Below are 24801 nucleotides of genomic sequence, written 5' to 3' on the forward strand. Positions count from 1 at the left end.
CCCAAAAGTAATCAGCGAAGAAAGTCTAACAAAGGAGTATAGGAAAGAATTTGATGTGGATCATATAGCCCCGGCAAATTAGCGCTTAAGGCCTTCTGTATTGGTGGTTTATGTGGTTAAGATATTGATTTTTATAAATTAAAACTTTTTTAATTTTTAAAAAAATATTTGAGTCTCGCACGTGTTCCGTGATGGGGCGGGTGAAGAAATGAGAGTATATATAGCAATCTTGTAACAATTAAAAAGGTAACAGCCTGCGCTGTTACCTTTTATTAACCTGCCGGTGGAGATCGGCAGAAATGAAATAATACTGTCTGTTTATGACACCTTTAATGTGGTGCCATTTTTATAGTCAGTTATTTCCAGTAAAGACGTTTAGCCACCTGAAGTTTTTCATAAGCGGCCAGCAGCGATTGATGTGCCGGGAACGCTTTCAGATCGCTATCAACACTCTGCAAGCCATAAAACGGTGCTTCACCGCTGATAGCTGCAGAAGCGGTGTCTACCGCTTCCTGACCGTACATACGGACAAATGCCGTATGGTACTGCAGGGGATCGCGGCCCTCTTCCTGGCTCAATAACAGCAGTGTTTGCAGGCAGCGATAGTAGTTGGCGCGTTCGGCGCTGAAGATCGACTGATTGAACTCCATGGTCCATTCTGTCCAAATCAATGCCTGTTCCAGATCGCCTGCGGCCAATGCCAGCATCGCTTTCAGTTCACCAATGCGCAGTGTGTACCAGCCGTTATCTTTACCAGTTGCAAGGCCCAGCAGTTCGCGTACACGGGTGAAGTCATCATGGCCGTCTTCATCCAACTGCTCCAGCAGGGACAGATAGTCTGCTTTCTCCCAGCTGCTTTCGGGCAGGCTGAGCAGCGTCTCACGCAGGTAAGCGCCCATGCTGTTGTTAGCCAGCAGCAGGTCTTCTGCCGGATAGATATCCGACATGCCCGGCACGATGATACGGCAAGCGTAAACATCCAGATGCTCATAGTCAGCGATGTAAACTTCCTGATCTTCTGACTTGAAGATGTCCATCAGCGTCGAGAACTCTTCTTCTGTGCTGCCTTTGAAGCTCCAGTCCACGAATGGATAATCGGCATCATCCTTGAACATATCCCACGAGATCAGACCGCTGGAATCGATAAAGTGTGTTTCCAGATTGGCGTGCTCTGCCACTTCTTCATCGTCGAAGGTCGGCGGGGTGAACACATCTAAATCTTTCAGGCCACGGCCCTGCAGCAGTTCGGTGACGGTACGCTCCAGCGCCACGCCAAAGTCAGGGTGGGCACCAAAGGAGGCGAAACACGTGCCATTTGCAGGGTTAAACAGCACGACACAGATGACAGGATATTTGCCGCCCAGTGAGGCGTCGTAGGAGAAAATTGGGAAACCTTCTGCTTCCAGCGAGGCAATGGCTTCAACGACGCCCGGATAACGATTTAACACATCCTGTGGAATTGTCGGCAGGCTGATTGATTCCGCGATAATGCGATTTTTAATATAGCGCTCGAACACTTCTGAAAGCCCCTGAACGCGGGCTTCGTTGGCTGTATTACCCGCAGACATACCGTTTGATACGTACAGGTTGCCGATGATGTTCATCGGGATGTAAACCGTTTGCTGATCCGACTGGCGAGTAAACGGCAGGCCACAGATGCCGCGTGCGGCATTGCCAGACTGCAAATCAATCAGTTCGCTGGCGCTGACTTCATTTTCCGGGTCGTAGAATTTACGCAGACGCGGATCCAGGATGCCTTCTGGCAACTGGTCATCTTCCGGCAGTGGGAACCACTTCTCGTTAGGGTAGTGAACGAAGTCGCCATTGGCGATCTTCTCGCCTAACCAGAAATCAGCGAAGAAATAGTTGGTGGACAGGCGTTCAAAGTATTCGCCCAGTGCAGAGGCCAGAGCCGCTTTTTTGCTCGCGCCTTTACCATTGGTAAAACACAGTGGGCAGTCGCGATCGCGGATATGAACTGACCAGACATTCGGGACAGGGTTCAGCCAGGATGCTTCTTCGATGTTGAAGCCAAGATCCTGCAGTTTTTGCTGAAAGCGTGCGATGGAAACTTCCAGCGCGGCGTCTTTGCCTGGGATATAAGTTTGAGTCATTTTGCCCACTCGTCATTGATTGTACGGAAAGCGCGCAATGATACGGGGTTTCCGGCGGAACCGCTATCCGGCATCAGTAATTTCATGACAGGAAGAATGCCATTTTACGATGAAAAGATAACGGGTCTGTTTTTCAAACAGGAAAACACCTCACAAAATATCGTCTGCTGTTGCATTTCCCCTACAAGCTGTTGCGGCACAGGGCGGTGAACTGGTCGGTTGACCGGATAAATCATTGCAGCAACGGGGTGGCAATGATAAAACCGATGGAGGAATCAAAACCGATTGATCTGAAGGTGGTGAGGGGAAATGAGTCAGGTTTTCAATTTTAGCTCAGGCCCGGCTATGTTGCCGGTAGAAGTGCTTCGTCGTGCTGAACAGGAACTCTGCAACTGGCAGGGTTTAGGAACCTCCGTAATGGAGATCAGCCACCGTAGTAAGGAATTTATTCAGGTCGCGGAAGAGGCTGAAAAAGATTTTCGTGATCTGCTGAAAATCCCCTCCAACTATAAAGTTTTATTCTGCCACGGCGGTGCTCGCGCTCAGTTCGCTGCCATCCCGATGAATCTGTTGGGGCAACATGCTACGGCGGACTATGTTGATGGTGGTTACTGGGCAGCCAGCGCAGTAAAAGAGGCGCAGAAATATTGCACGCCAAACGTGATCGATGCCAAAACGACGATTGATGGTCTGCGTGGTATCACTCCAATGAGCGAGTGGGCGTTGTCTGATGACGCTGCTTACGTGCATTACTGCCCGAATGAAACGATTGACGGTATCGCTATCCCGGAAACTCCGGATTTTGGCGATAAAGTTGTGGTGGCCGATCTTTCTTCAACGATCCTGTCGTCCCCGATCGATGTTAATCGTTACGGCGTGCTGTATGCCGGTGCACAGAAAAATATTGGCCCTGCCGGTTTAACGCTGGTCGTCGTACGTGAAGATCTGTTGGGGCAGGCGCGCAAAGAGCTGCCTTCCATCCTGGATTATAAGGTTCTGGCGGATAACGAATCTATGTTCAATACGCCACCGACCTTTGCCTGGTATCTGTCCGGCCTGGTATTCAAGTGGCTGAAAGAGCAGGGTGGCGTGGCGGAACTGGATAAACGTAACCAGGCAAAAGCCGACCTGCTCTATAGCACCATCGATAACAGCAGTTTCTACCGCAACGATGTGGTAGCCGCTAATCGTTCACGTATGAACGTACCCTTCCAGCTGGCTGATGCCGCGCTGGACAAACTGTTCCTTGAAGAGTCATTTGCGGCGGGCCTGCATGCTCTGAAAGGACACCGCGTGGTCGGCGGTATGCGTGCTTCGATTTACAATGCCATGCCGTTGCAGGGCGTTAAAACGCTCACCGACTTTATGGTCGACTTCGAACGTCGCCACGGCTAAGGTACGTCGGTATTTGCAGTAAGTTTTGAATCTGAAACCCCGCAGCCCAGCGGGGTTTCATTGTAATTATTTTGGAGAATACGTTTCACATGCAGGATTCCCTGACGTTACAACCTATCGCCCTGGTCGACGGCACCGTTAACCTTCCAGGTTCTAAGAGCGTGTCTAACCGCGCGCTGCTGCTGGCCGCACTGGCAAAAGGCACCACCCGCCTGACGAATCTGCTCGATAGCGACGATGTTCGCCATATGCTGAATGCACTTCAGGCACTGGGTGTTCATTTCACGCTGTCTGCCGACCGCACCGTGTGTGAAGTCGAAGGTCAGGGCGGTGCACTTCAGGCAGAAGGCGCGCTGGAACTGTTCCTCGGCAACGCCGGAACGGCAATGCGTCCTCTGGCAGCGGCACTGTGCCTGGGCAGCAATGACATCGTTCTGACCGGTGAGCCTCGCATGAAAGAACGGCCGATCGGACACCTGGTTGATGCTTTACGTCAGGGGGGGGCCGATGTTGAATATCTTGAGCAGGAAGACTATCCACCGTTGCGCCTGAAAGGGGGATTCCGTGGTGGCGAAGTCGCCGTCGACGGTAGCGTTTCCAGCCAGTTCCTGACGGCATTGCTGATGACTGCGCCTTTGGCAGAAAACGATACCCGTATCGAGATTAAAGGCGATCTGGTATCAAAACCGTATATTGATATCACGCTCAACCTGATGGCGACCTTTGGCGTTAAGGTTGAGAATGAAGATTACCGCGCGTTTCACATTCGTGGCCAGCAGCAGTATCAGGCTCCAGGCGACTACCTGGTTGAAGGTGATGCATCTTCTGCGTCTTACTTCCTTGCCGCTGCCGCCATCAAAGGTGGGACGGTGAAAGTGACCGGTATTGGCCGTAACAGTATGCAGGGCGATATTCGCTTTGCGGACGTACTGGAAAAAATGGGCGCCAGCGTGGAGTGGGGCGATGATTTTATTGCCTGTACGCGTGGCGATCTCAATGCCATCGACCTGGATATGAATCATATCCCTGATGCAGCCATGACTATTGCAACGGCTGCACTGTTTGCGAAAGGCACGACGGTTATGCGCAATATCTATAACTGGCGTGTGAAAGAGACTGACCGTCTGGCGGCGATGGCCATTGAACTGCGTAAAGTGGGCGCTGAAGTTGAAGAGGGCCATGACTTCATCCGCATTACACCCCCTGCCCAGGTTAAGTTTGCTGAAATTGGCACGTATAACGATCACCGTATGGCGATGTGTTTCTCCCTGGTGGCACTTTCCTCAACGCCAGTGACCATCCTTGACCCTAAATGCACGGCGAAAACATTTCCTGACTACTTCGAACAGCTCGCCCGTATTAGTCAACTGGCGTAACGGGCATATTCGTTATGTATGCGTACCGTTCTTAACAGCGCACGGTGCGCAACCAACGCAGTTGCAGCTTCATGCACGAGGGGTATAATGCGCGTCGATATTTGTCCGGGCATCTGCTGCTCAGGCATTCCACCGACAGGAGAACGACATGATGGCAATAGCCCCAGTAATCACCATTGATGGCCCAAGTGGTGCAGGGAAAGGTACATTGTGTAAAGCGATGGCCGAGGCGTTGCACTGGCACCTGTTGGATTCCGGCGCAATTTATCGCGTTCTGGCCCTGGCTGCGCTGCATCATCAGGTAGATATGGCGTCTGAAGAAGCGTTGGTTCCTATCGCTGCCCATCTTGATGTGCGTTTTGTTTCTAACAATGGCGAAATGGAAGTCATTCTGGAAGGTGAAAATGTTACTGGTGAAATCCGTACTCAGGATGTCAGTAACACCGCCTCCAAAGTGGCCGCATTCCCTCGTGTGCGTGAAGCATTGTTGCGCCGTCAACGTGGTTTCCGGGATTTCCCCGGATTGATTGCCGATGGTCGCGATATGGGCACGGTGGTTTTCCCTGATGCGCCAGTGAAAATCTTCCTTGATGCCAGCTCTGAAGAACGTGCTAACCGTCGTATGCTACAGTTGCAGGAAAAGGGCTTTAGTGTTAACTTTGAGCGCCTTTTATCTGAGATAAAAGAGCGCGATGAGCGTGACCGTAATCGAGCCATTGCACCGTTGGTGCCGGCTGAAGATGCCTTAGTGCTTGATTCGACGACGATGTCGATTGAGCAGGTGATCGAGATTGCGTTAAAATATGCGCGTGAGAAACTCGCGCTAGCGTAAATTTCAACTACGCTTAGTGACCTCTACATGAGCTGCGGCCTGTAGAATGATTTATCTAACTCTGTGATATGGATGTCATGGAGCATGTGAAACAACCCCACCCGGCAGGATGTCAGGTGGACGTTAAATTGAAGAATCCTGAAGATTATCAATATGACTGAATCTTTTGCTGAACTATTTGAAGAATCCCTAAAAACAATCGAAACCCGTCCGGGTTCCATCGTTCGTGGCGTTGTTGTCTCTATCGACAAAGACGTAGTCCTGGTTGATGCGGGTCTGAAATCTGAATCTGCGATCCCTGCAGAGCAGTTCAAGAACGCAGCCGGCGAACTGGAAATCCAGGTAGGCGACGAAGTTGACGTTGCGCTGGATGCAGTGGAAGACGGCTTCGGTGAAACTCTGCTGTCTCGTGAGAAAGCTAAACGTCACGAAGCATGGATTACACTGGAAAAAGCTTACGAAGATGCTGAAACTGTTACCGGTGTTATCAACGGCAAAGTTAAAGGTGGCTTCACAGTTGAGCTGAATGGCATTCGTGCGTTCCTGCCAGGTTCACTGGTAGACGTTCGTCCAGTGCGCGATACACTGCACCTGGAAGGCAAAGAGCTTGAGTTCAAAGTCATCAAGCTGGATCAGAAACGTAACAACGTTGTAGTTTCACGTCGTGCGGTTATCGAATCCGAAAACAGCGCAGAGCGCGATCAGCTGCTGGAAAACCTGCAGGAAGGCATGGAAGTTAAAGGTATCGTTAAGAACCTTACTGACTACGGTGCATTCGTTGATCTGGGCGGCGTTGACGGCCTGCTGCACATCACTGATATGGCATGGAAACGCGTTAAGCATCCAAGCGAAATCGTGAATGTTGGCGATGAAATTACCGTTAAAGTTCTGAAATTCGACCGCGAGCGTACCCGTGTTTCTCTGGGTCTGAAGCAGCTGGGCGAAGATCCATGGGTTGCTATCGCGAAACGTTACCCAGAAGGCACCAAGCTGACTGGTCGTGTAACTAACCTGACCGACTACGGCTGCTTCGTTGAAATCGAAGAAGGCGTTGAAGGCCTGGTACACGTTTCTGAAATGGACTGGACCAACAAAAACATTCACCCATCTAAAGTTGTTAACGTTGGTGATGTTGTTGAAGTTATGGTTCTGGACATCGATGAAGAACGTCGTCGTATCTCCCTGGGTCTGAAGCAGTGCAAATCTAACCCATGGCAGCAGTTTGCAGAAACCCACAACAAGGGCGACCGTGTTGAAGGTAAAATCAAGTCAATCACTGACTTCGGTATCTTCATCGGCCTGGACGGCGGCATCGACGGCCTGGTTCACCTGTCTGACATCTCCTGGAACGCTACCGGAGAAGAAGCAGTTCGTGAATACAAGAAAGGCGACGAAATCGCTGCTGTTGTTCTGCAAGTTGACGCAGAGCGCGAGCGTATCTCCCTGGGCGTTAAGCAGCTGGCAGAAGATCCGTTCAACAACTACATCTCTCTGAACAAGAAAGGTGCAATTGTTAACGGTAAAGTGACTGCTGTTGACGCTAAAGGTGCTACAGTTGAATTAGCAGACGGCGTTGAAGGTTACCTGCGTGCTTCTGAAGCATCGCTGGACCGCGTAGAAGACGCAACTCTGGTTCTGAATGTTGGCGATGATGTTGAAGCTAAGTTCACCGGTGTAGACCGTAAGAACCGCGTTGTTAGCCTGTCTGTTCGTGCAAAAGACCAGGCTGACGAGAAAGAAGCAATCAATACTGTTAACACCAAACAGGAAGAAAGCAACTTCTCTAGCGCAATGGCTGAAGCTTTCAAAGCAGCTAAAGGCGAGTAATCGCTTTCAGGGCAGCGTAAGCTGCCCTGTGCCGTCGTTACTGTCAGAACTTTTCCTAACAAGGATTAACCGGAGGTTATATGACCAAGTCAGAACTGATTGAAAGACTTGCCGGCCAGCACTCTCATATTCCGGCGAAAGTCGTTGAGGATGCGGTAAAAGAGATGCTTGAGCATATGGCAACAACGTTGTCAGATGGCGAACGCATTGAAATCCGGGGATTTGGCAGCTTCTCTTTACACTATCGTGCACCTCGCACTGGCCGTAACCCGAAAACGGGTGACAAAGTGGAGTTGGAAGGTAAATACGTTCCACACTTCAAGCCAGGTAAAGAGTTGCGGGATCGCGCTAATATTTACGGCGGCTAATACCTTAGGGTATTGCGATGAATCGATAAAACGACACTTCGGTGTCGTTTTTTTTGCCCTAAATAAAATTACATGCTGATGCACAAAAATTTTGTGAAATTTGCAAACAACGAAAATTGTTAGCGAGACGTTTTCAGAATCCTTTCCCGTCCACCTGACACCCGATAGTGATTGCTGCACACTGGCGATCATTGATACAGGGAGGTGTCATGTTTATAACTGTGAATCGGCTGGCATGGAGCGTCATTGCCGCAACGCTACCACTGAGTTTCCTGCCCAGGCTTCCCGCTGCTGTCTACGATCTGCCCATTTTGTCCCTTGCCCTGCTATTAGCTCTGTCCGGATGGCGTCGAGCGAAAATAGTCGCGCTGATCCTGGTCTTGTTCCTCTGGGCAGTCAGCGCAGGGCGCGCAATGTTGGATCAGATAGAACAGCTGACGCACGGGCAATTGAATGCAGAAATTGTCGTGGACAACGTACTACCAGATGGGAAGATGATTAAAGTACGGCTGCTGCGCTACAAAGACAGGATTCTATTCCCACCGATTTATGCCAGCCTGAAAGTGCAGCCGCAGGAGATAGCATTTTGTGCCGGGCAGCACTGGAACATGGATTTGGTTTTGCGCCCAGTGCATGCTCAGCTCAACGAAGGAGGGTTTGACCACCAGCGTTTTGCGCTGGCTAATCATACGCCACTCACTGGCAGAGTGATGTCGGCATCAGCCCTTGATTCACAATGCAGCTGGCGTGCCAGAGTAATAAATGCCACGCAAAAGAACTATGGACATCTGACGTGGCATGCATTGATCTCCGCACTGGCTTTTGGCGAAAGAGCGGATGTAGATAGGGAGAGAAATCAGCTGCTGCGTGAAACCGGCACTGCACATCTGATGGCGATTTCAGGTATGCATATTGCCCTTGCTGCAAGTTTTGGATGGGTGTTGTCGCGTGGTATTCAGTTTGCTTTGCCTGCCTGGTGTATTGGTTATCGCTTGCCAATGTATTGCAGCCTGCTGGTGGCACTAACCTATTGCTGGTTATCAGGTGGTAATCCCCCTGCGCTGCGGGCAATACTCTCTTTGCTGGTCTGGAGTACGCTTCGCTTACGTTTCATCAACTGCCATAGTTGGCAGGTGTGGTGCTTGTGCATCGCATTGATCCTTTTTTTTGACCCAATCAGCGTACTTTCTGACAGTCTTTGGCTATCAGCAATGGCAGTAGCTGGTCTGTTGCTGTGGTTTCACTTTTTTCCTCTTCCCCAACGTTTTAACCGTGGTAAGCGCTGGCTGCTGTTGCGATTACTGCATCTGCAAATAGGAATGCTGCTGCTATTAATGCCACTGCAAGCGCTGCTTTTTCATGGGGTTAGCCTAAGTTCGTTGGTGGCAAATCTCTGGGCCGTTCCGCTAATCACTATGCTGACAGTGCCTTTGATCCTGGTGGCTATTGTTTGCAACCCGTTGCCCTGGGTCAGCACGTTACTGTGGCAATCGGTTGACCACTCTCTTGCTCTGGTTTTTATTCCTCTACAACATTTACCTCGTGGCTGGTTTCCTCTGGACCAAACGCTGGGGGCTGCCAGCCTGTTATGTTGGTTGATACTGTTGAGTCTGCGTTTCGGCTGGTGGCGCAGCTCACCGATCAGCCTGTTGAGTGCCGCTCTTCTGCTGTGTAGCTGGCGCGAAGTGGGATCCCTCCCGCACTGGCGTGTCGATATGCTGGATGTTGGACATGGGTTGGCCGTCGTTGTTTCTCGTCACGGAGAAGCCACTTTATATGATACGGGTCACCGCTGGCCTGGAGGAGATGCTGCCCGCAGCCAGATCCTACCGTGGCTTACCTGGCAGGGATTAAATGTTACCGATATTGTTGTTAGCCATGGCCATCTTGACCATATTGGTGGGCTGGAAAGCATGCAGACGGCGTTCCCGGCGGCGCGCGTGCGCAGCGCTCTGGCGCGTCAGGGGCACTTACCCTGCCGCAAAGGGATCCGCTGGTACTGGCAGGATCTACAGTTCAGCGTTCTCTGGCCACCAGCAGAGGAAGAAGGGGAGGGAAACAACCAATCCTGTGTTGTCGCCATCACTGACGGAAAATGGCGAGTGCTGCTGACAGGAGATATTGAGGCCCCGGCAGAACTAAAAATGGTCGCTGAACAGCGCGCCAACCTGGCGGCCGATTTGTTGCAGGTTCCACATCACGGTAGCAGTACGTCCTCTTCACCCCCTTTCTTACGTGCAGTGGCAGCGACAGCAGCTGTCGCATCTGCTGCACGCTATAGTGCATGGCGGCTACCTGCTGCGAAGATTATTCAGCGTTACGATAAAAATCACGTGGAATGGCATGATACGGCCCTTTCTGGACAGATCAGCGCGCGTTTTTTTGTTGATAACTGGCAACTTTTGGGGTTAAGAGAACAAATAATGAACCGTTGGTATCATCAGTGGTTTGGCGTAGTCAGGGATTCCAGGTAGAATGAGCGGCTATTTCATTCAAAGCTGGTTAAATAATGCATCTGGATAAAGATCTCTCCACCTGGCAGACATTCCGTCGACTCTGGCCGATGATCGTGCCATACAAGACGGGGTTGATTGTGGCGGCAGTCGCACTAATTCTTAATGCGGCTGGCGATACACTCATGCTGTCACTGCTGAAGCCTTTACTTGATGATGGTTTTGGTAAAGCGGACAACGCAGTTTTGCTGTGGATGCCGCTTGCCGTAATGGGTCTGATGTTAGTTCGCGGCGTTACCAGCTACGCTTCCAGCTACTGCATCTCATGGGTTTCTGGCAATGTGGTTATGGGCATGCGTCGTCGCCTGTTCAGCCATATGATGGGAATGCCTGTCGCTTTCTTCGATCAGCAGTCTACCGGCACGCTGTTGTCACGCATTACCTATGACTCCGAGCAGGTTGCGTCATCCTCTTCCGGAGCACTGGTGACCGTGGTACGTGAAGGTGCGTCGATTATTGGCCTGTTTATTTTAATGTTTTACTACAGCTGGCAGCTATCGCTGATCCTGATTGTTCTGGCGCCGATCGTCTCCTTTGCTATTCGTACGGTCTCTAAGCGTTTTCGCAATATAAGTAAAAACATGCAGAACACCATGGGGCAGGTGACCACCAGCGCAGAACAAATGCTGAAAGGGCATAAAGAAGTGCTGATTTTTGGTGGACAGGATATTGAGAGTGAGCGCTTTAACCGCGTGAGTAATCGTATGCGTCAACAGGGGATGAAACTGGTTTCAGCATCCTCTATTTCTGATCCGATTATTCAGCTGATCGCCTCGCTGGCCCTCGCTTTTGTGCTGTATGCCGCGAGCTTCCCGAGTGTGATGGAAACCCTGACGGCGGGTACGATCACCGTGGTGTTCTCATCCATGATTGCCCTGATGCGTCCGCTGAAATCCCTGACTAACGTCAATGCCCAGTTTCAGCGCGGTATGGCTGCCTGTCAGACGTTGTTCTCCATTCTCGACAGCGAACAGGAAGTGGACACCGGCAAGCGCACTGTTGAGCGGGCAAAAGGTGACATTGAATTCCGTGATGTGACATTTTCCTATCCTGGTCGCGAAGTACCGGCACTGCGAAAGATCAATCTGACTATTCCTGCAGGTAAAACCGTCGCTCTGGTCGGACGTTCAGGTTCAGGTAAATCCACTCTGGCGAGTCTGCTAACGCGTTTCTATGACGTTCAGCAGGGTACGATCCTGATGGATGGATATGACCTGCGTGAATACACGCTTGCCTCACTGCGTAATCAGGTGGCACTGGTGTCGCAAAATGTGCATTTGTTCAACGATACTATCGCCAACAACATTGCCTATGCGCGGCAGGATCAGTACAGCCGTGAAGATATTGAGAGAGCGGCAACGATGGCCCATGCCATGGACTTTATCGGCAAGATGGAAAACGGCCTGGATACAATGATCGGGGAGAATGGTGTTCTGCTCTCAGGTGGTCAGCGTCAGCGTATTGCCATTGCCCGTGCCTTGCTGCGTGACAGCCCGATTCTGATCCTGGATGAAGCCACCTCTGCTCTGGATACCGAGTCTGAGCGCGCTATTCAGTCAGCCCTGGACGAGTTGCAAAAGAACCGGACTTCGCTGGTGATTGCACACCGTCTTTCTACAATTGAAAAGGCGGATGAGATTGTGGTGGTTGAAGATGGTCAAATCGTTGAGCGTGGCAGCCACGAGATGTTGCTGGCAGAGCGTGGTGTGTATGCGCAACTGCATAAGATGCAATTTGGCCAATGATTGAACGTATCTGGAGCGGCCGCTCTGCGCTTTATCTGTTGCTGGTACCCTTCAGCCTGCTATATGGGCTGATCAGCAATCTGCTTCGCCTTAGCTATTGTTGGGGCTGGCGTAAAGCGTGGCGCGCACCTGTTCCTGTGGTGATCGTCGGTAATCTTACTGCGGGCGGGAATGGCAAAACGCCGGTGGTCATCTGGCTGGTACAGGCGCTGCAACAGCGTGGGTTTCGCGTTGGCGTGGTGTCTCGTGGTTACGGCGGCAAAGCAGAAAGCTACCCGCTGGTGCTGGGTGCAGATACGACGACCCGTGAAGCCGGTGATGAGCCGGTTCTGATCTATCAGCGTACCGGTGCTGCCGTCGCCGTCGCCCCCCAGCGCCGTCTGGCGGTAGAAGCATTGGTGAACGATGGTGGGGTAGATGTCATTATCACTGATGATGGATTGCAGCACTATGCACTGGCGCGTGATATTGAAATCGTGGTGATAGATGGTGAACGCCGCTTTGGTAATGGCTGGTGGTTACCCGCAGGTCCAATGCGTGAACGCGCTGCCCGCCTGAAAAGTGTTACTGCCGTGATCACTAACGGTGGTCGGGCGCAGCCGGGCGAACTCTCGATGCAATTGGTGCCGGGTCAGGCTGTGAACCTGCTTTCAGGGGAACGTCGTCCGGCAGCACAGCTACAAAATGTGGTGGCGATGGCCGGTATTGGTCACCCTCCACGTTTTTTCAATACGCTGCGTCAACAAGGTGTAGTGACCCAAAAAGAGGTCTCTTTCGCTGACCATCAGAATTACAGTGCCGATACCCTGAATGCCCTGATAACGGACGGGCAGACATTGTTGATGACCGAGAAAGATGCGGTCAAAGCGCGCGCTTTCGCGACAGGCAACTGGTGGTATCTACCGGTTGATGCCATGCTCCCCGATGAGCAGTCCGGCGCATTGCTGAACAAAATCAGTGCATTAATTCCCCGCTAATTTGGCCACAATCAGTAACATCGCGCTACACTGAAGCCATCTGAACTTAACGGGTGGCATTATGACGGCAGTAACTCTTTCTCTTGTTCAGGCGCGTCAGCTTCAGCTGGCGGCTCAGGGGCTGTTGCGCCCACCTTCACATAAAGCCCGATTTGACGATCTGCTGTCGGTGATACGCCGAATGTCACTGCTGCAAATCGACACCATCCACGTGGTGGCGCGAAGTCCTTATCTTGTGTTATTCAGCCGCCTCGGCGAGTATCCCCACATCTGGCTTGAGCAGGCGCTGGCACAGCGAAACCTGTTTGAATACTGGGCACATGAAGCCTGCTTTATTCCTGTTGAAGATTATCCCCTGTTGCGTCACCGCATGCTGAATCCCTCAGCATTAGGCTGGAAGTACAACCAGGCGTGGATGGATGAGCATCAGCAGGATATCGCCAGTTTGCTGGCATATATCCGTGAAAATGGCGCAGTTCGCTCGGCTGATTTTACGGCACCGGCAGGGCAGAAGCCTGGCTGGTGGGCGTGGAAACCTCATAAGCGTCATCTGGAAAATCTGTTTACCACGGGTGAGCTGATGGTCAGTGAACGCCGTCAGTTCCAGCGTGTTTATGACCTGCGGCAGCGGGTAATGCCCGATTGGGATGATGCGCAGCATGCACTAAGCGAAGCTGACGCTGTCCAGCGTATGCTGGATAACAGTGCGGCGAGCCTGGGGATATTTCGTGCGGGCTGGCTGGCGGATTATTACCGTCTGAAGCGGGCACCGGTCCTCCAGGCCATCGCTGGCTGGCTGGAGCAGGGAACAGTGCGTGAGGTACAGGTGGAAGGGCTTGGCACGATGTATCTCCATCACACACTGTTTGCACAGCTGGCTCAGCCGCAAGCCGCCACACATACCGCTATTCTGTCGCCCTTTGATCCGCTGGTGTGGGATCGTAAACGTGTGCTGGAACTGTTTGATTTTGACTATCGTCTGGAGTGTTACACGCCGGAGGAGAAGCGGCAGTATGGGTATTTTGTCCTGCCTGTTTTGCACCGGGGTGCATTAAAAGCACGGCTGGATGCCCGTATGCTGCGTAAGACAAAAGTGCTGGAGGTCAAACAATTATGGCTGGAACCGCACACGCGCGTCAGTCAGCAGTTCGTGAATGATGTGCAGCGCGCTCTGACAAAATTTGCCCGCTGGCAGGGGGCGGAAATGATCGAAGTCAATAAACTCCCTGACGCCATGCTTTCCTGCTGGCCAGCTCGCTGGGAAATATAATATGGGACATGTTTTTCGTGGTGAGCGGGTAACTGCACCAGTAGAGCTATGGTATTCTTAGCCCATTGCAAAATTGGATTTATCGCGGAGGATTTATGGATCATCGTCTACTCGAAATCGTTGCTTGTCCGGTCTGTCATGGCAAGTTGTATTACAACAAAGAGCAGCAGGAACTCATCTGCAAACCAGATGGTCTGGCGTATCCGGTACGTGACGGTATTCCTGTGCTGCTGGAAGTTGAAGCACGTGCACTGACGCTTGAAGAGATCCATCCATGAGTTTTGTTGCCATTATTCCTGCCCGCTTTGCTTCCACCCGTCTGCCGGGTAAACCCCTGGTTGATATTCACGGCAAGCCGATGGTGGTTCACGTGATGGAGCGTGCACTGGAGTCCGGTGCTGAGCGCGTTATTGTGGCCACGGATAACCAGGATGTGGCACGCGCAGTGGAAGCCGCCGGTGGTGAGGTGTGTATGACTCGCGCTGACCATCAATCCGGTACTGAACGCCTTGCAGAAGTGATTGATCACTACCAGTTCCCGGATGACACGGTCATTGTGAATGTTCAGGGTGATGAACCCATGATCCCTCCGGTTATTATTCGTCAGGTGGCGGACAATCTGGCCAGCAGCAGCGCCGGTATGGCGACACTGGCGGTGCCGATTGACTCTGCGGAAGAAGCCTTTAACCCGAATGCGGTGAAGGTAGTACGTGATGCTAACGGCTATGCGCTGTACTTCTCACGTGCCACTATTCCGTGGGATCGTGAGCGCTTTGCCGTCTCCCGTGAGACTATCGGCGACCACTTCCTGCGTCATATTGGTATTTACGCCTATCGTGCCGGATTTATCCGCCGTTATGTTCGTTGGGAAGCCAGCCCGCTGGAACATATCGAACTGCTGGAGCAGTTGCGTGTTCTTTGGTATGGCGAGAAAATCCATGTGGATGTGGCAAAAGCCATTCCCAGCGTGGGTGTTGATACGCCAGAGGATTTGCTACGCGTTCGCGCAGCCATGCAGTAAATCCGCGTCGGGGCCGCATCGCTGGCCCCGCAGTTTATACAACTAATTTGATCCAGTACGGAGCAAATCTCCTTTTTTCGCACCATCATAAGACCTCTTGCCTGATAAGGAGGGCAGATGGAACAACTGCGATCTGAGCTGGCACTGGTGCTGGGTGAACCCGTCAGTCGGGTTGAATGTATCAGCCAGCAGCCTTACGCCAGCCTCTATACCCTTTACGATGACAGCGGTCATTCACTGCCATTAGTGGCGAAATACTTCAGCATGAAGGGCATTGCTTCCCAGGAAGCGCATAAGCTGTCAATGCTGATGCGTGAAGGGAAAGTGCGCGTTCCCGCCGTGTATGGCTTAGTTATCAGCCAGCAGCCACCCTTGCATGAAGTGTTACTGATTGAGCGCATTGGCGGCGTTTCCGTTGAAGCGCCCACACGTACGCCTGAGCGCTGGTATCAGCTGCAGGAACAGATTGTTGAGGGGATGCTCGGCTGGCACCGTATTGACAGTCATGGCATGGTGGGAACAGTAGACAGTACTCAGCAGAACCGTTGGCCCGCCTGGTATGCGCAGCGTGTGGAAGTCCTGTGGGCGACGCTCAACTATCTGCGCCCTGCATTACTGACGATGGATGATCGGCGTGTGCTTTATCGCAGCCGTCAGAGTCTGCCTGTACTGTTTAAAGATTTTGACGATCCCTGTGTTCTGGTTCACGGCAATCTTGTGCTCAGCAGCATAATGAAAGAAGCCTGGGGCGACCAGTTACTGGCGATGATTAATCCCGGTACGATACTTTGGGCACCACGAGAATTCGAGCTGCATCCGCTGTGCGCCTCCGGTGCAGGCGATGGCATCGTCAGTGAGTATTTGCGGCGTGCCCCCGTAGCAGATGGGTTTGTCGCGCGCCGCTGGCTCTATATTCTTTGGGAGGAAATTGCGCGGCTCATTCACACCGCGCAGTTTGACCGTGCGCGTTTCACGGCAGCCAGCCAGTCACTCCTTCCCTGGCTCGACTGACGGTTTGGTGGCAGGTTTCAGCCATTGCCACAAGCGTCCCAGGGTTTCGTAGATCGCGCGTTCGCTATGGCCCAGCCAGAATGATGACGGCATCACTCGCTCCCAGAAATTCAGTGGAGATGTGACCGCCAACTGGTTGGCCGGCGCAGGCGAGGGATTCAGGCCCTGACGCTGAAAGAAGATCATGGCTCGCGGCAGATGGTTGGCGGATGTCACCAGTGCAAAAGGGCGCTGCCCGACAATCCGGGACACTTCCAGGGCTTCCTGTTCGGTATCGCTGGGTTTATCCAGCGTGATAATGGCGCTTTGCGGTACGCCCAGTGATTGTGCCACCAATGAGGCCACTGCCGCTGAACTCATCGGATTACCCTGCGCTCGTCCGCCGGTGACGATCAGTTTTGCCCCAGGATTTGCCTGCAAAATGCGAATACCCTCAGTGAGGCGTGGCAGGCTGTTATTCAGCATATTTGAGCTGGGTGCCCATTGCGGATTCCAGGTGTAGCCACCGCCGAGCACCACGACGAACTCCACCGGATGCTGATTATGCCAGGTGGGGTAGCGATTTTCGATGGGTGCGAGCAGCCGATCAGCAATAGGTTGCAGGCTGATCAGCAGCAGAATGGTCCAGGAAACGGAGATGAGTGTTTTGCCGCTTTTCTGCCAGCGGCTGAACCAGAGTAAGATAATCCCTAGTGCCATCATCAGCAGCAGCATTGGCAGTGGAAGCAGCAGGCCGCCAACAATTTTTTTCAGTGCAAAAAACATCAAAAAAGGTTCCTTTTGTCCGAAAAAACATCACACAATCACGAAGCGATGACTGAAAGGTTCATTATTTGCCAGTGTATGCCAAAATACCCCGCATCTTTCAAGCCACAGACACACTGACGCATTTTCTTCACTTCACAGGCTGACGTGAATAAACGCAGTTTAACGTCTGACTGCCGCTCGAAACAGCCGGGTAATCCCCGTAGAATCATGCCCAGAATGCCGGAGCCGTTGTATGCAGGATCGCAACTTTGATGATATCGCAGAAAAATTTTCTCAGAATATTTACGGTACCACCAAAGGCCGTATTCGCCAGGCCATTCTCTGGGAGGATCTTGATGCGCTATTGACCACGTTCCCGGACGGTCCGCTGTCGGTGCTGGATGCGGGTGGCGGAGAAGGGCAAACCGGCTGCGGCATTGCCGCCCGGGGCCATCAGGTGCTGCTGTGTGATGTCTCCGAAGAGATGCTGTCCCGTGCTCGCCGCCTTGCCGATGAAAAAGGTGTGAGCAGTAACATGCAATTCGAACAAATTAGCGCTCAGCAGGTCGGTCAACATTTGGATAAACCGGTTGATCTGGTATTGTTTCACGCGGTGCTGGAATGGGTCGCGGAACCCCAGCAGGTGCTGGCGGCGCTGTATGACGCACTGAAGCCCGGTGGCGTTCTGTCGCTCATGTTCTATAACCTGAATGGCTTGCTGATGCAGACGATGGTGCTGGGCAATTTCGGTTATTTACAAGCCGGTCTGGCCAAGCGCAAAAAGAAAACCCTGTCTCCGGATTACCCACGGGATCCCGACCAGGTGTATGGCTGGCTGCAAGAGTGTGGCTTTACTATTGAGAACAAAACCGGCATCCGGGTTTTTCACGATTACCTGCGTGATAAAACCAAGCAGGTTGATCGGTTTGATGAGGTTCTGGCCCTGGAAAAGCAATACTGCCGCCAGGAGCCGTTTTTAAGTTTAGGGCGTTATATCCACGTTACAGCGCGGAAACCCATAAGGCAGACGAACTATGAGTGAATTTTCCCAGACTGTACCGGAGCTGGTAGCCTGGGCGCGAAAAAATGATTTTTCCGTCACACTACCAACCGAACGTCTGGCTTTTTTGCTGGCCATTGCCACCCTGAACGGGGAACGCATGGATGGCGAAATGAGCGAAGGCGAACTGATTGATGCCTTCCGCCATGTCAGTGAAGGCTTCGAACAGACCAGCGAAACTGTTGTGGTACGTGCCAATAATGCCATCAACGATATGGTGCGCCAGCGCTTGATCAATCGCTTTACCAGCGAACATGCTGAAGGTAATGCCATCTATCGTCTGACGCCGTTGGGCATTGGCATTACCGACTATTATATTCGCCAGCGTGAATTCTCCACGCTGCGCCTCTCATTGCAGTTGTCGATCGTGGCGGGTGAGCTGAAACGTGCCGCCGATGCTGCCGATGAAAATGGCGATGAATTTCACTGGCACCGCAACGTGTTCGCTCCGTTGAAATACTCGGTGGCAGAGATCTTCGACAGCATTGATATCACCCAGCGCATTATGGATGAGCAGCAGCAGGGCGTTAAAGATGATATTGCCCAGTTACTCAACAAAGACTGGCGTGCGGCGATATCCAGCTGTGAACTGCTGTTGAACGAAACGTCCGGCACCCTGCGTGAACTGCAGGATACCCTGGAGGCCGCAGGCGATAAGCTACAGGCCAATCTGCTGCGCATCCAGGATGCCACAATGAACAGTCCTGATCTGGGCTTCGTCGACAAGCTGGTATATGACCTGCAAAACAAGCTCGACCGCATTATCAGCTGGGGCCAACAGGCGATTGACCTGTGGATAGGCTATGACCGCCACGTACATAAATTTATCCGTACCGCGATTGATATGGATAAAAACCGCGTCTTTGCCCAGCGTTTACGTCAGTCGGTACAGAATTACTTTGATCAGCCGTGGGCGCTAACCTATGCCAATGCTGACCGCCTGTACGATATGCGCGATGAAGAACTGACGCTGCGCAGTGAAGAAGTGACAGGTGAACTGCCTTCTGAACTGGAATACGAAGAGTTCAATGCCATTCGTGAACAGCTGGCGGCAATGATTGAAGAGGCGCTGGCCATCTACAGAACGCAGCAAAAACCGCTGGATCTTGGGGCGGTGATTCGCGATTACCTGACACAATACCCGCGCGTACGTCACTTTGATGTAGCGCGTATTGTCGTCGATCAGGCTGTACGCTTAGGCGTGGCCGAAGCAGATTTCTCTGGCCTGGCTGCAAAATGGCAGGCGATTAATGATTACGGAGCCAAGGTGCAGGCACATGTCATCGACAAATATTGAACAAGTGATGCCAGTTAAACTGGCGCAGGCACTGGCCAACCCGATTTTCCCGGCGCTGGACAGCCAGTTACGCGCAGGGCGCCATATTGGTATTGAAGAGTTAGATCAACACGCCTTTCTGATGGATTACCAGGAGTTTCTGGAAGAGTTCTATGCACGTTACAACGTTGAGCTGATCCGCGCACCGGAAGGGTTTTTCTACCTGCGACCACGCTCCACCACGCTGATCCCGCGTTCGGTATTGTCCGAGCTGGATATGATGGTGGGTAAAATCTTGTGTTATCTCTACCTCAGCCCGGAACGTCTGGCCAATGAAGGGATCTTCACCCAGCAAGAACTGCACGACGAGCTGATGTCACTGGCCGATGAAAGCAAACTGCTGAAGCTGGTTAACCAGCGTTCTACCGGCTCAGACCTTGACCGCCAGAAGCTCCAGGAAAAGATGCGCGCGTCGTTAAACCGCCTGCGTCGTCTGGGAATGGTGTGGTTTATGGGAAATGACAGCAGCAAATTCCGTATCACCGAATCCGTGTTTCGCTTTGGTGCCGATGTGCGCAGCGGTGATGATGCGCGTGAAGCGCAGCTGCGTATGATCCGCGACGGTGAGGCGATGCAGCTTGACGGTGGTCTGGCGCTGAATGATGAAAGCGAAGACGGCGAAAGTGACGCTGAAAACAGAGTGCCGGGCAGCGGAGAGGAAGAATAAATGATTGAACGTGGAAAGTTTCGCTCACTGACGCTGATTAACTGGAACGGATTTTTTGCCCGTACCTTTGACCTCGACGAGCTGGTGACAACGCTGTCAGGAGGGAACGGTGCCGGTAAGTCGACCACGATGGCAGCATTTGTTACTGCGCTCATCCCCGACCTGACATTACTGCATTTCCGTAACACCACGGAAGCCGGAGCGACCTCAGGCTCCCGTGATAAAGGCCTGCACGGTAAGCTGCGTCCAGGCGTCTGTTATGCGGTGCTTGATGTGGTCAACTCGCTGCACCAGCGCGTGCTTGTCGGAGTGCGATTGCAACAGGTTGCTGGCCGTGACCGTAAAGTGGATATCAAACCTTTTAGTATTCATGGCTTGCCGACGTCGATTAACCCGACCGAAATTCTGACTGAGACGGTGAATGCACGCCAGGCGCGCGTGGTGCCAATCAGCGAACTGAAAGAGCGGTTTGAAGCGATGGAGAGTGTGCAGTTTAAACAGTACAACTCCATTACGGATTACCACTCAGTGATGTTTGATCTCGGTATTGTAGCGCGTCGTTTACGCTCTGCCGCTGACCGTAGCAAGTACTACCGCCTGATTGAAGCCTCGCTCTACGGCGGGATCTCCAGCGCGATCACGCGTTCACTGCGTGATTACCTGCTGCCTGAAAACAGCGGCGTGCGTAAAGCGTTCCAGGATATGGAAGCCGCGTTGCGTGAGAACCGCATGACGCTGGAAGCGATCCGCGTGACCCAGTCTGACCGCGACCTGTTCAAGCATCTGATCTCAGAAGCGACCAGCTATGTGTCGGCAGACTATATGCGTCATGCCAATGAGCGCCGTATCCACCTTGATGGTGCGATGCAGGTTCGTCATGATCTTTTCACCAGTCGCAAGCAATTATCCGCAGAGCAGTATCGTCATATTGAGATGGCGCGAGAACTGAGCGAGCACAATGCCGCTGAAAGCGATCTGGAAACGGATTATCAGGGTGCCAGCGACCATCTCAATCTGGTTCAGACTGCACTGCGTCAGCAGGAAAAAATTGATCGCTATGATGCTGACCTCGAAGAGCTGACCTTCCGTCTGGAAGAGCAGAATGAGGTAGTCGCTGAAGCGCGTGAAGTGCATGAAGAAAATGAAGCACGTAGTGAAAATGCCGAGCTGGAAGTCGATGAACTGAAAAATCAGCTGGCTGATTACCAGCAGGCGCTGGACGTGCAGCAAACGCGTGCCATTCAGTATCAGCAGGCTTTGCAGGCACTTCAGCGTGCTCAGGAAATCTGCCAGATACGCGACCTTAGCGTAGATAATGCTGATGAATGGCAGGAAACCTTCCAGGCGAAAGAGCAGGAAGCGACCGACAAGTTGCTGATGCTGGAACAAAAAATGAGCGTGGCGCAGGCCGCGCACAGTCAGTTTGAGCAGGCGTTTGAGCTGGTGAGTAAAATCGCCGGCCCGGTTAGCCGCAGCGAAGCCTGGCAGGTGGGGCGCGATCTGTTACGTGATGCCAGCAACCAGCGTTATCATGCCGAACAACTGCAACCGTTGCGCAGCCGCCTGAGCGAGCTGGCGCAGCGTGTGCGTGAGCAGCAGGATGCCGAACGCCTGCTGAGTGAGTTCTGCAAACGTCACGGCCAGCATGATGCCAGTGAGTTAGAGTCCTTACAGGCTGAACTGGAAGCACAGATTGAACTGCTGAGCGAAAGCGTGGCGGATGCGGGTGAGCGCCGTATGACGCTGCGCCAGGAGCTGGAGCAGCTACGTGAACGCATTGCGCGCCTGACCAAACAGGCGCCGCAGTGGCTGGCCGCGCAGGAGATCCTCTCGCAGTTGAGTGAACAGACGGGCCAGGCGCTGGAAAACAGCCAGCAGGTTACTGAGTTTATGCAACAGCTGCTGGAGCGTGAGCGTGAAACCACGGTAGAACGTGATGAAATATCAGCCCGCAAGCGCGACATTGAGAAGCAGATTGAGCGTCTCAGCCAGCCAGGTGGGGCAGACGATGCCCGCCTGAACAACCTCGCCGAACGTTTTGGCGGCGTGCTGCTGTCAGAAATTTATGATGACGTCACTATTGATGACGCGCCGTACTTCTCCGCATTGTACGGCCCGGCTCGTCATGCGATTGTGGTGCCTGACCTCTCGCTGATCCGCGATCAGCTTGAAGGCCTGGACGATTGCCCGGAAGATCTCTACCTGATCGAAGGGGATCCGCAGTCATTTGATGACAGCGTATTTAACGTCGAAGAGCTGGAAAAAGCGGTTGTCGTGAAGGCAGGAGATCGCCAGTGGCGTTATTCTCGTTTCCCGAAAGTGCCGTTATTTGGCCGCGCTGCGCGTGAAAACCAGCTGGAAGTTCTGCATGCCGAGCGCGAAGCGCTGGCCGAACGTTACGCCACGTTGTCATTTGATGTACAGAAAACTCAGCGTCTGCATCAGTCCTTCAGCCGCTTTATCGGCAGCCACCTTGGCGTGGTGTTTGAGTCCGATCCTGAAGCAGAAATGCGCCTGCTGAATACTCGTCGTAATGAGGTAGAGCGCGCGCTGACGAACCATGAAAGCGAAAACCAGCAGCAGCGCCAGCAGTTCGAGCAGGCGAAAGAGGGCGTTGCCCAGCTTAACCGCCTGTTGCCTCGCGTTAGTCTGCTGTTAGACGATACGTTACAGGATCGTCATGAAGAGATTCAGGAAAAGCTGGATGAAGCGCAGGAAGCCGCGCGCTTTGTACAGCAGCACGGCGCTCAGCTGACGAAGCTGGAACCTATTATTTCTGTCTTGCAGAGCGATCCGGAGCAACATGAGCAGCTGAAGCTGGACTACCAGCAGGCACAGCAGCAGCAGCGTGATGCGCGTCAGCAGGCCTTTGCCCTGACCGAAGTGGTGCAGCGTCGTGCGCACTTTGGCTACATAGACTCCGCAGGGATGCTCAATGGCACCAGCGACCTCAATGAGAAGCTGCGCCAGCGCCTTGAGCAGGCGGAGGGTGAACGTACCCGTGCCCGTGAGCAGTTACGTCAGCATCAAACGCAGTTAACGCAGTATTCACAGGTTCTGGCCTCGCTCAAAAGTTCCTATGACGCAAAACGCGACATGTTGAAAGAGCTTCAGCAGGAGATGCTGGATATCGGCGTGCAGGCGGATGCCTCCGCTGAAGAGCGAGCGCGACTGCGTCGTGACGAACTTTACAGTGCCCTGAGCAACAACCGTCTGCGTCGCAATCAGCTGGAAAAACAGCTGACCTTCTGCGAAGCCGAAATTGATGCGTTGCAGAAAAAACTACGCCGTCTGGAGCGCGAGTATCAGGTCGGCCGCGAGCAGGTGGTGAGTGCCAAGGCTGGCTGGGTTGCTGTGCTGCGTCTGGTGAAAGACAATGGCGTTGAGCGCCGTCTGCACCGTCGTGAGCTGGCGTATCTCGGTGGTGATGAACTGCGTTCCATGTCGGATAAGGCATTAGGCGCGCTGCGTTTGGCGGTGGCGGATAACGAACATCTGCGCGATGTGCTGCGTTTGTCGGAAGATCCGAAGCGGCCAGAACGTAAAATCCAGTTCTTCATTGCGGTTTATCAGCATCTGCGTGAGCGTATCCGTCAGGATATTATTCGCACCGATGATCCGGTTGAAGCCATCGAACAGATGGAAATTGAGCTGAATCGCCTGACGGAAGAGCTGACCGCCCGTGAGCATATGCTGGCCATCAGCTCACGCAGTGTGTCGAACATTATTCGTAAAACCATTCAGCGCGAACAGAATCGTATTCGCCAGTTGAACCAGGGCTTACAGGCCGTGAGTTTCGGCCAGGTGAAGAGCGTGCGCCTTAACGTTAACGTGCGTGAAGCTCACTCTACGCTGCTCGATGTGCTCTCTGAGCAGCATGAACAGCATCAGGATCTGTTTAAAAGCAATCGCCTGACCTTCTCTGAAGCACTGGCAAAACTCTATCAGCGCCTGAACCCGCAAATCGATATGGGCCAGCGTACACCGCAAACCATTGGTGAGGAGCTGCTGGATTACCGCAACTATCTTGAGATGGAAGTGGAAGTTAATCGTGGCTCTGACGGCTGGTTGCGTGCGGAAAGTGGCGCGTTATCGACAGGGGAAGCGATTGGTACCGGGATGTCGATTCTGGTGATGGTGGTGCAAAGCTGGGAGGAAGAGTCGCGTCGTCTGCGCGGGAAAGATATTTCCCCTTGCCGTCTGCTGTTCCTTGATGAAGCCGCGCGTCTGGATGCAAAATCTATCGCTACGCTGTTCGAACTCTGCGATCGTCTGGAAATGCAGCTGATTATCGCGGCACCGGAAAACATCAGTCCTGAGAAAGGCACCACTTACAAACTGGTTCGTAAGGTATTCAATAATACGGAACATGTTCACGTTGTTGGCCTGCGCGGTTTTGCTGCGGAACCGACGATAACGGCAAAAGATGTTGAGGCGGGAGCCTGATTAACGAAATTCTGTAAAAAATAATGGTACGCAGTGGTAAAATTTCTGTGTCCAGATTACTCTGCATAACGGCATTTGCAACGTAAGAGGCAAATG

At 52.7% G+C, this 24801-nt stretch carries 18 protein-coding genes; 16 read left to right on the forward strand and 2 right to left on the reverse strand.

Going from position 1 to position 24801, the window contains the following annotated elements; genetic code table 11:
- Window positions 1-356: 356 nt before the first annotated feature.
- Window positions 357-2114, reverse strand: a complete 1758-nt coding sequence (gene ycaO, locus ACFL9S_RS03055; protein ID WP_405260224.1) for a 30S ribosomal protein S12 methylthiotransferase accessory factor YcaO — start codon at window positions 2112-2114, stop codon at window positions 357-359.
- A 309-nt stretch (window positions 2115-2423) separates the two neighbouring features.
- Here ycaO and serC point away from each other — a divergent pair, with 309 nt between their 5' ends.
- The 12 genes from serC (at window position 2424) to ACFL9S_RS03115 (ending at window position 16449) form a co-directional block, all read left to right on the forward strand.
- Window positions 2424-3509: a 3-phosphoserine/phosphohydroxythreonine transaminase gene (gene serC, locus ACFL9S_RS03060; protein ID WP_405260225.1), complete on the forward strand. Its 1086-nt coding sequence runs from the start codon at window positions 2424-2426 to the stop codon at window positions 3507-3509.
- Between the two features lie 89 nt (window positions 3510-3598).
- Complete coding sequence (gene aroA / locus ACFL9S_RS03065) at window positions 3599-4885, forward strand: 3-phosphoshikimate 1-carboxyvinyltransferase (protein WP_405260226.1); 1287 nt, start codon at window positions 3599-3601, stop codon at window positions 4883-4885.
- A 148-nt stretch (window positions 4886-5033) separates the two neighbouring features.
- Entirely contained in the window at window positions 5034-5717 is a 684-nt protein-coding gene (gene cmk, locus ACFL9S_RS03070; protein ID WP_405260227.1) for a (d)CMP kinase, read from the forward strand.
- Between the two features lie 153 nt (window positions 5718-5870).
- Window positions 5871-7544 carry a 30S ribosomal protein S1 gene (rpsA, locus tag ACFL9S_RS03075; protein ID WP_133841034.1) on the forward strand — a complete coding sequence of 558 codons (1674 nt, stop codon included), beginning with the start codon at window positions 5871-5873 and terminating at the stop codon, window positions 7542-7544.
- Between the two features lie 80 nt (window positions 7545-7624).
- Complete coding sequence (gene ihfB, locus ACFL9S_RS03080; protein WP_062743871.1) at window positions 7625-7912, forward strand: integration host factor subunit beta; 288 nt, start codon at window positions 7625-7627, stop codon at window positions 7910-7912.
- A 209-nt stretch (window positions 7913-8121) separates the two neighbouring features.
- The gene (locus ACFL9S_RS03085) at window positions 8122-10386 is read left to right on the forward strand and encodes a ComEC family protein (protein WP_405260228.1); all 2265 of its coding nucleotides are present in this window, start codon (window positions 8122-8124) and stop codon (window positions 10384-10386) included.
- 35 nt (window positions 10387-10421) lie between these two features.
- Window positions 10422-12170, forward strand: a complete 1749-nt coding sequence (gene msbA / locus ACFL9S_RS03090) for a lipid A ABC transporter ATP-binding protein/permease MsbA (RefSeq protein ID WP_405260229.1) — start codon at window positions 10422-10424, stop codon at window positions 12168-12170.
- Window positions 12167-13147, forward strand: a complete 981-nt coding sequence (gene lpxK, locus ACFL9S_RS03095; protein ID WP_405260230.1) for a tetraacyldisaccharide 4'-kinase — start codon at window positions 12167-12169, stop codon at window positions 13145-13147. Before msbA ends, lpxK begins: the two co-directional genes overlap by 4 nt.
- Window positions 13148-13208: 61 nt before the next feature.
- Window positions 13209-14417 (forward strand): winged helix-turn-helix domain-containing protein, encoded by a 1209-nt coding sequence (locus ACFL9S_RS03100; RefSeq protein WP_405260231.1) that lies wholly within the window; start codon window positions 13209-13211, stop codon window positions 14415-14417.
- A gap of 95 nt (window positions 14418-14512) precedes the next feature.
- Window positions 14513-14695: a Trm112 family protein gene (locus ACFL9S_RS03105; protein WP_405260232.1), complete on the forward strand. Its 183-nt coding sequence runs from the start codon at window positions 14513-14515 to the stop codon at window positions 14693-14695.
- Window positions 14692-15438 carry a 3-deoxy-manno-octulosonate cytidylyltransferase gene (gene kdsB, locus ACFL9S_RS03110; protein ID WP_405260233.1) on the forward strand — a complete coding sequence of 249 codons (747 nt, stop codon included), beginning with the start codon at window positions 14692-14694 and terminating at the stop codon, window positions 15436-15438. Before ACFL9S_RS03105 ends, kdsB begins: the two co-directional genes overlap by 4 nt.
- A 117-nt stretch (window positions 15439-15555) precedes the next feature.
- The gene (locus ACFL9S_RS03115) at window positions 15556-16449 is read left to right on the forward strand and encodes a YcbJ family phosphotransferase (RefSeq protein ID WP_405260234.1); all 894 of its coding nucleotides are present in this window, start codon (window positions 15556-15558) and stop codon (window positions 16447-16449) included.
- Here ACFL9S_RS03115 and elyC read toward each other — a convergent pair.
- On the reverse strand, window positions 16426-17214 hold the full coding sequence (elyC, locus tag ACFL9S_RS03120) for an envelope biogenesis factor ElyC (protein WP_405260235.1): 789 nt from the start codon (window positions 17212-17214) through the stop codon (window positions 16426-16428). The two genes, ACFL9S_RS03115 and elyC, sit on opposite strands and share 24 nt — an antisense overlap.
- Before the next feature lie 235 nt (window positions 17215-17449).
- Between elyC and cmoM the strand changes: the two genes are divergently transcribed.
- The 4 genes from cmoM to mukB are packed head-to-tail and all read left to right on the forward strand — an operon-like array spanning window position 17450 to window position 24705.
- Complete coding sequence (gene cmoM / locus ACFL9S_RS03125; RefSeq protein WP_405260236.1) at window positions 17450-18238, forward strand: tRNA uridine 5-oxyacetic acid(34) methyltransferase CmoM; 789 nt, start codon at window positions 17450-17452, stop codon at window positions 18236-18238.
- The gene (gene mukF, locus ACFL9S_RS03130; RefSeq protein WP_405260237.1) at window positions 18231-19553 is read left to right on the forward strand and encodes a chromosome partition protein MukF; all 1323 of its coding nucleotides are present in this window, start codon (window positions 18231-18233) and stop codon (window positions 19551-19553) included. Before cmoM ends, mukF begins: the two co-directional genes overlap by 8 nt.
- Entirely contained in the window at window positions 19534-20259 is a 726-nt protein-coding gene (mukE, locus tag ACFL9S_RS03135; protein ID WP_405260238.1) for a chromosome partition protein MukE, read from the forward strand. Before mukF ends, mukE begins: the two co-directional genes overlap by 20 nt.
- Window positions 20260-24705, forward strand: coding sequence for a chromosome partition protein MukB (mukB, locus tag ACFL9S_RS03140; protein ID WP_405260239.1), 4446 nt, complete (start codon window positions 20260-20262; stop codon window positions 24703-24705).
- Window positions 24706-24801 lie beyond the last annotated feature (96 nt).

This window comes from Erwinia sp. AnSW2-5 (assembly GCF_045107195.1).
Classification (GTDB): domain Bacteria; phylum Pseudomonadota; class Gammaproteobacteria; order Enterobacterales; family Enterobacteriaceae; genus Erwinia.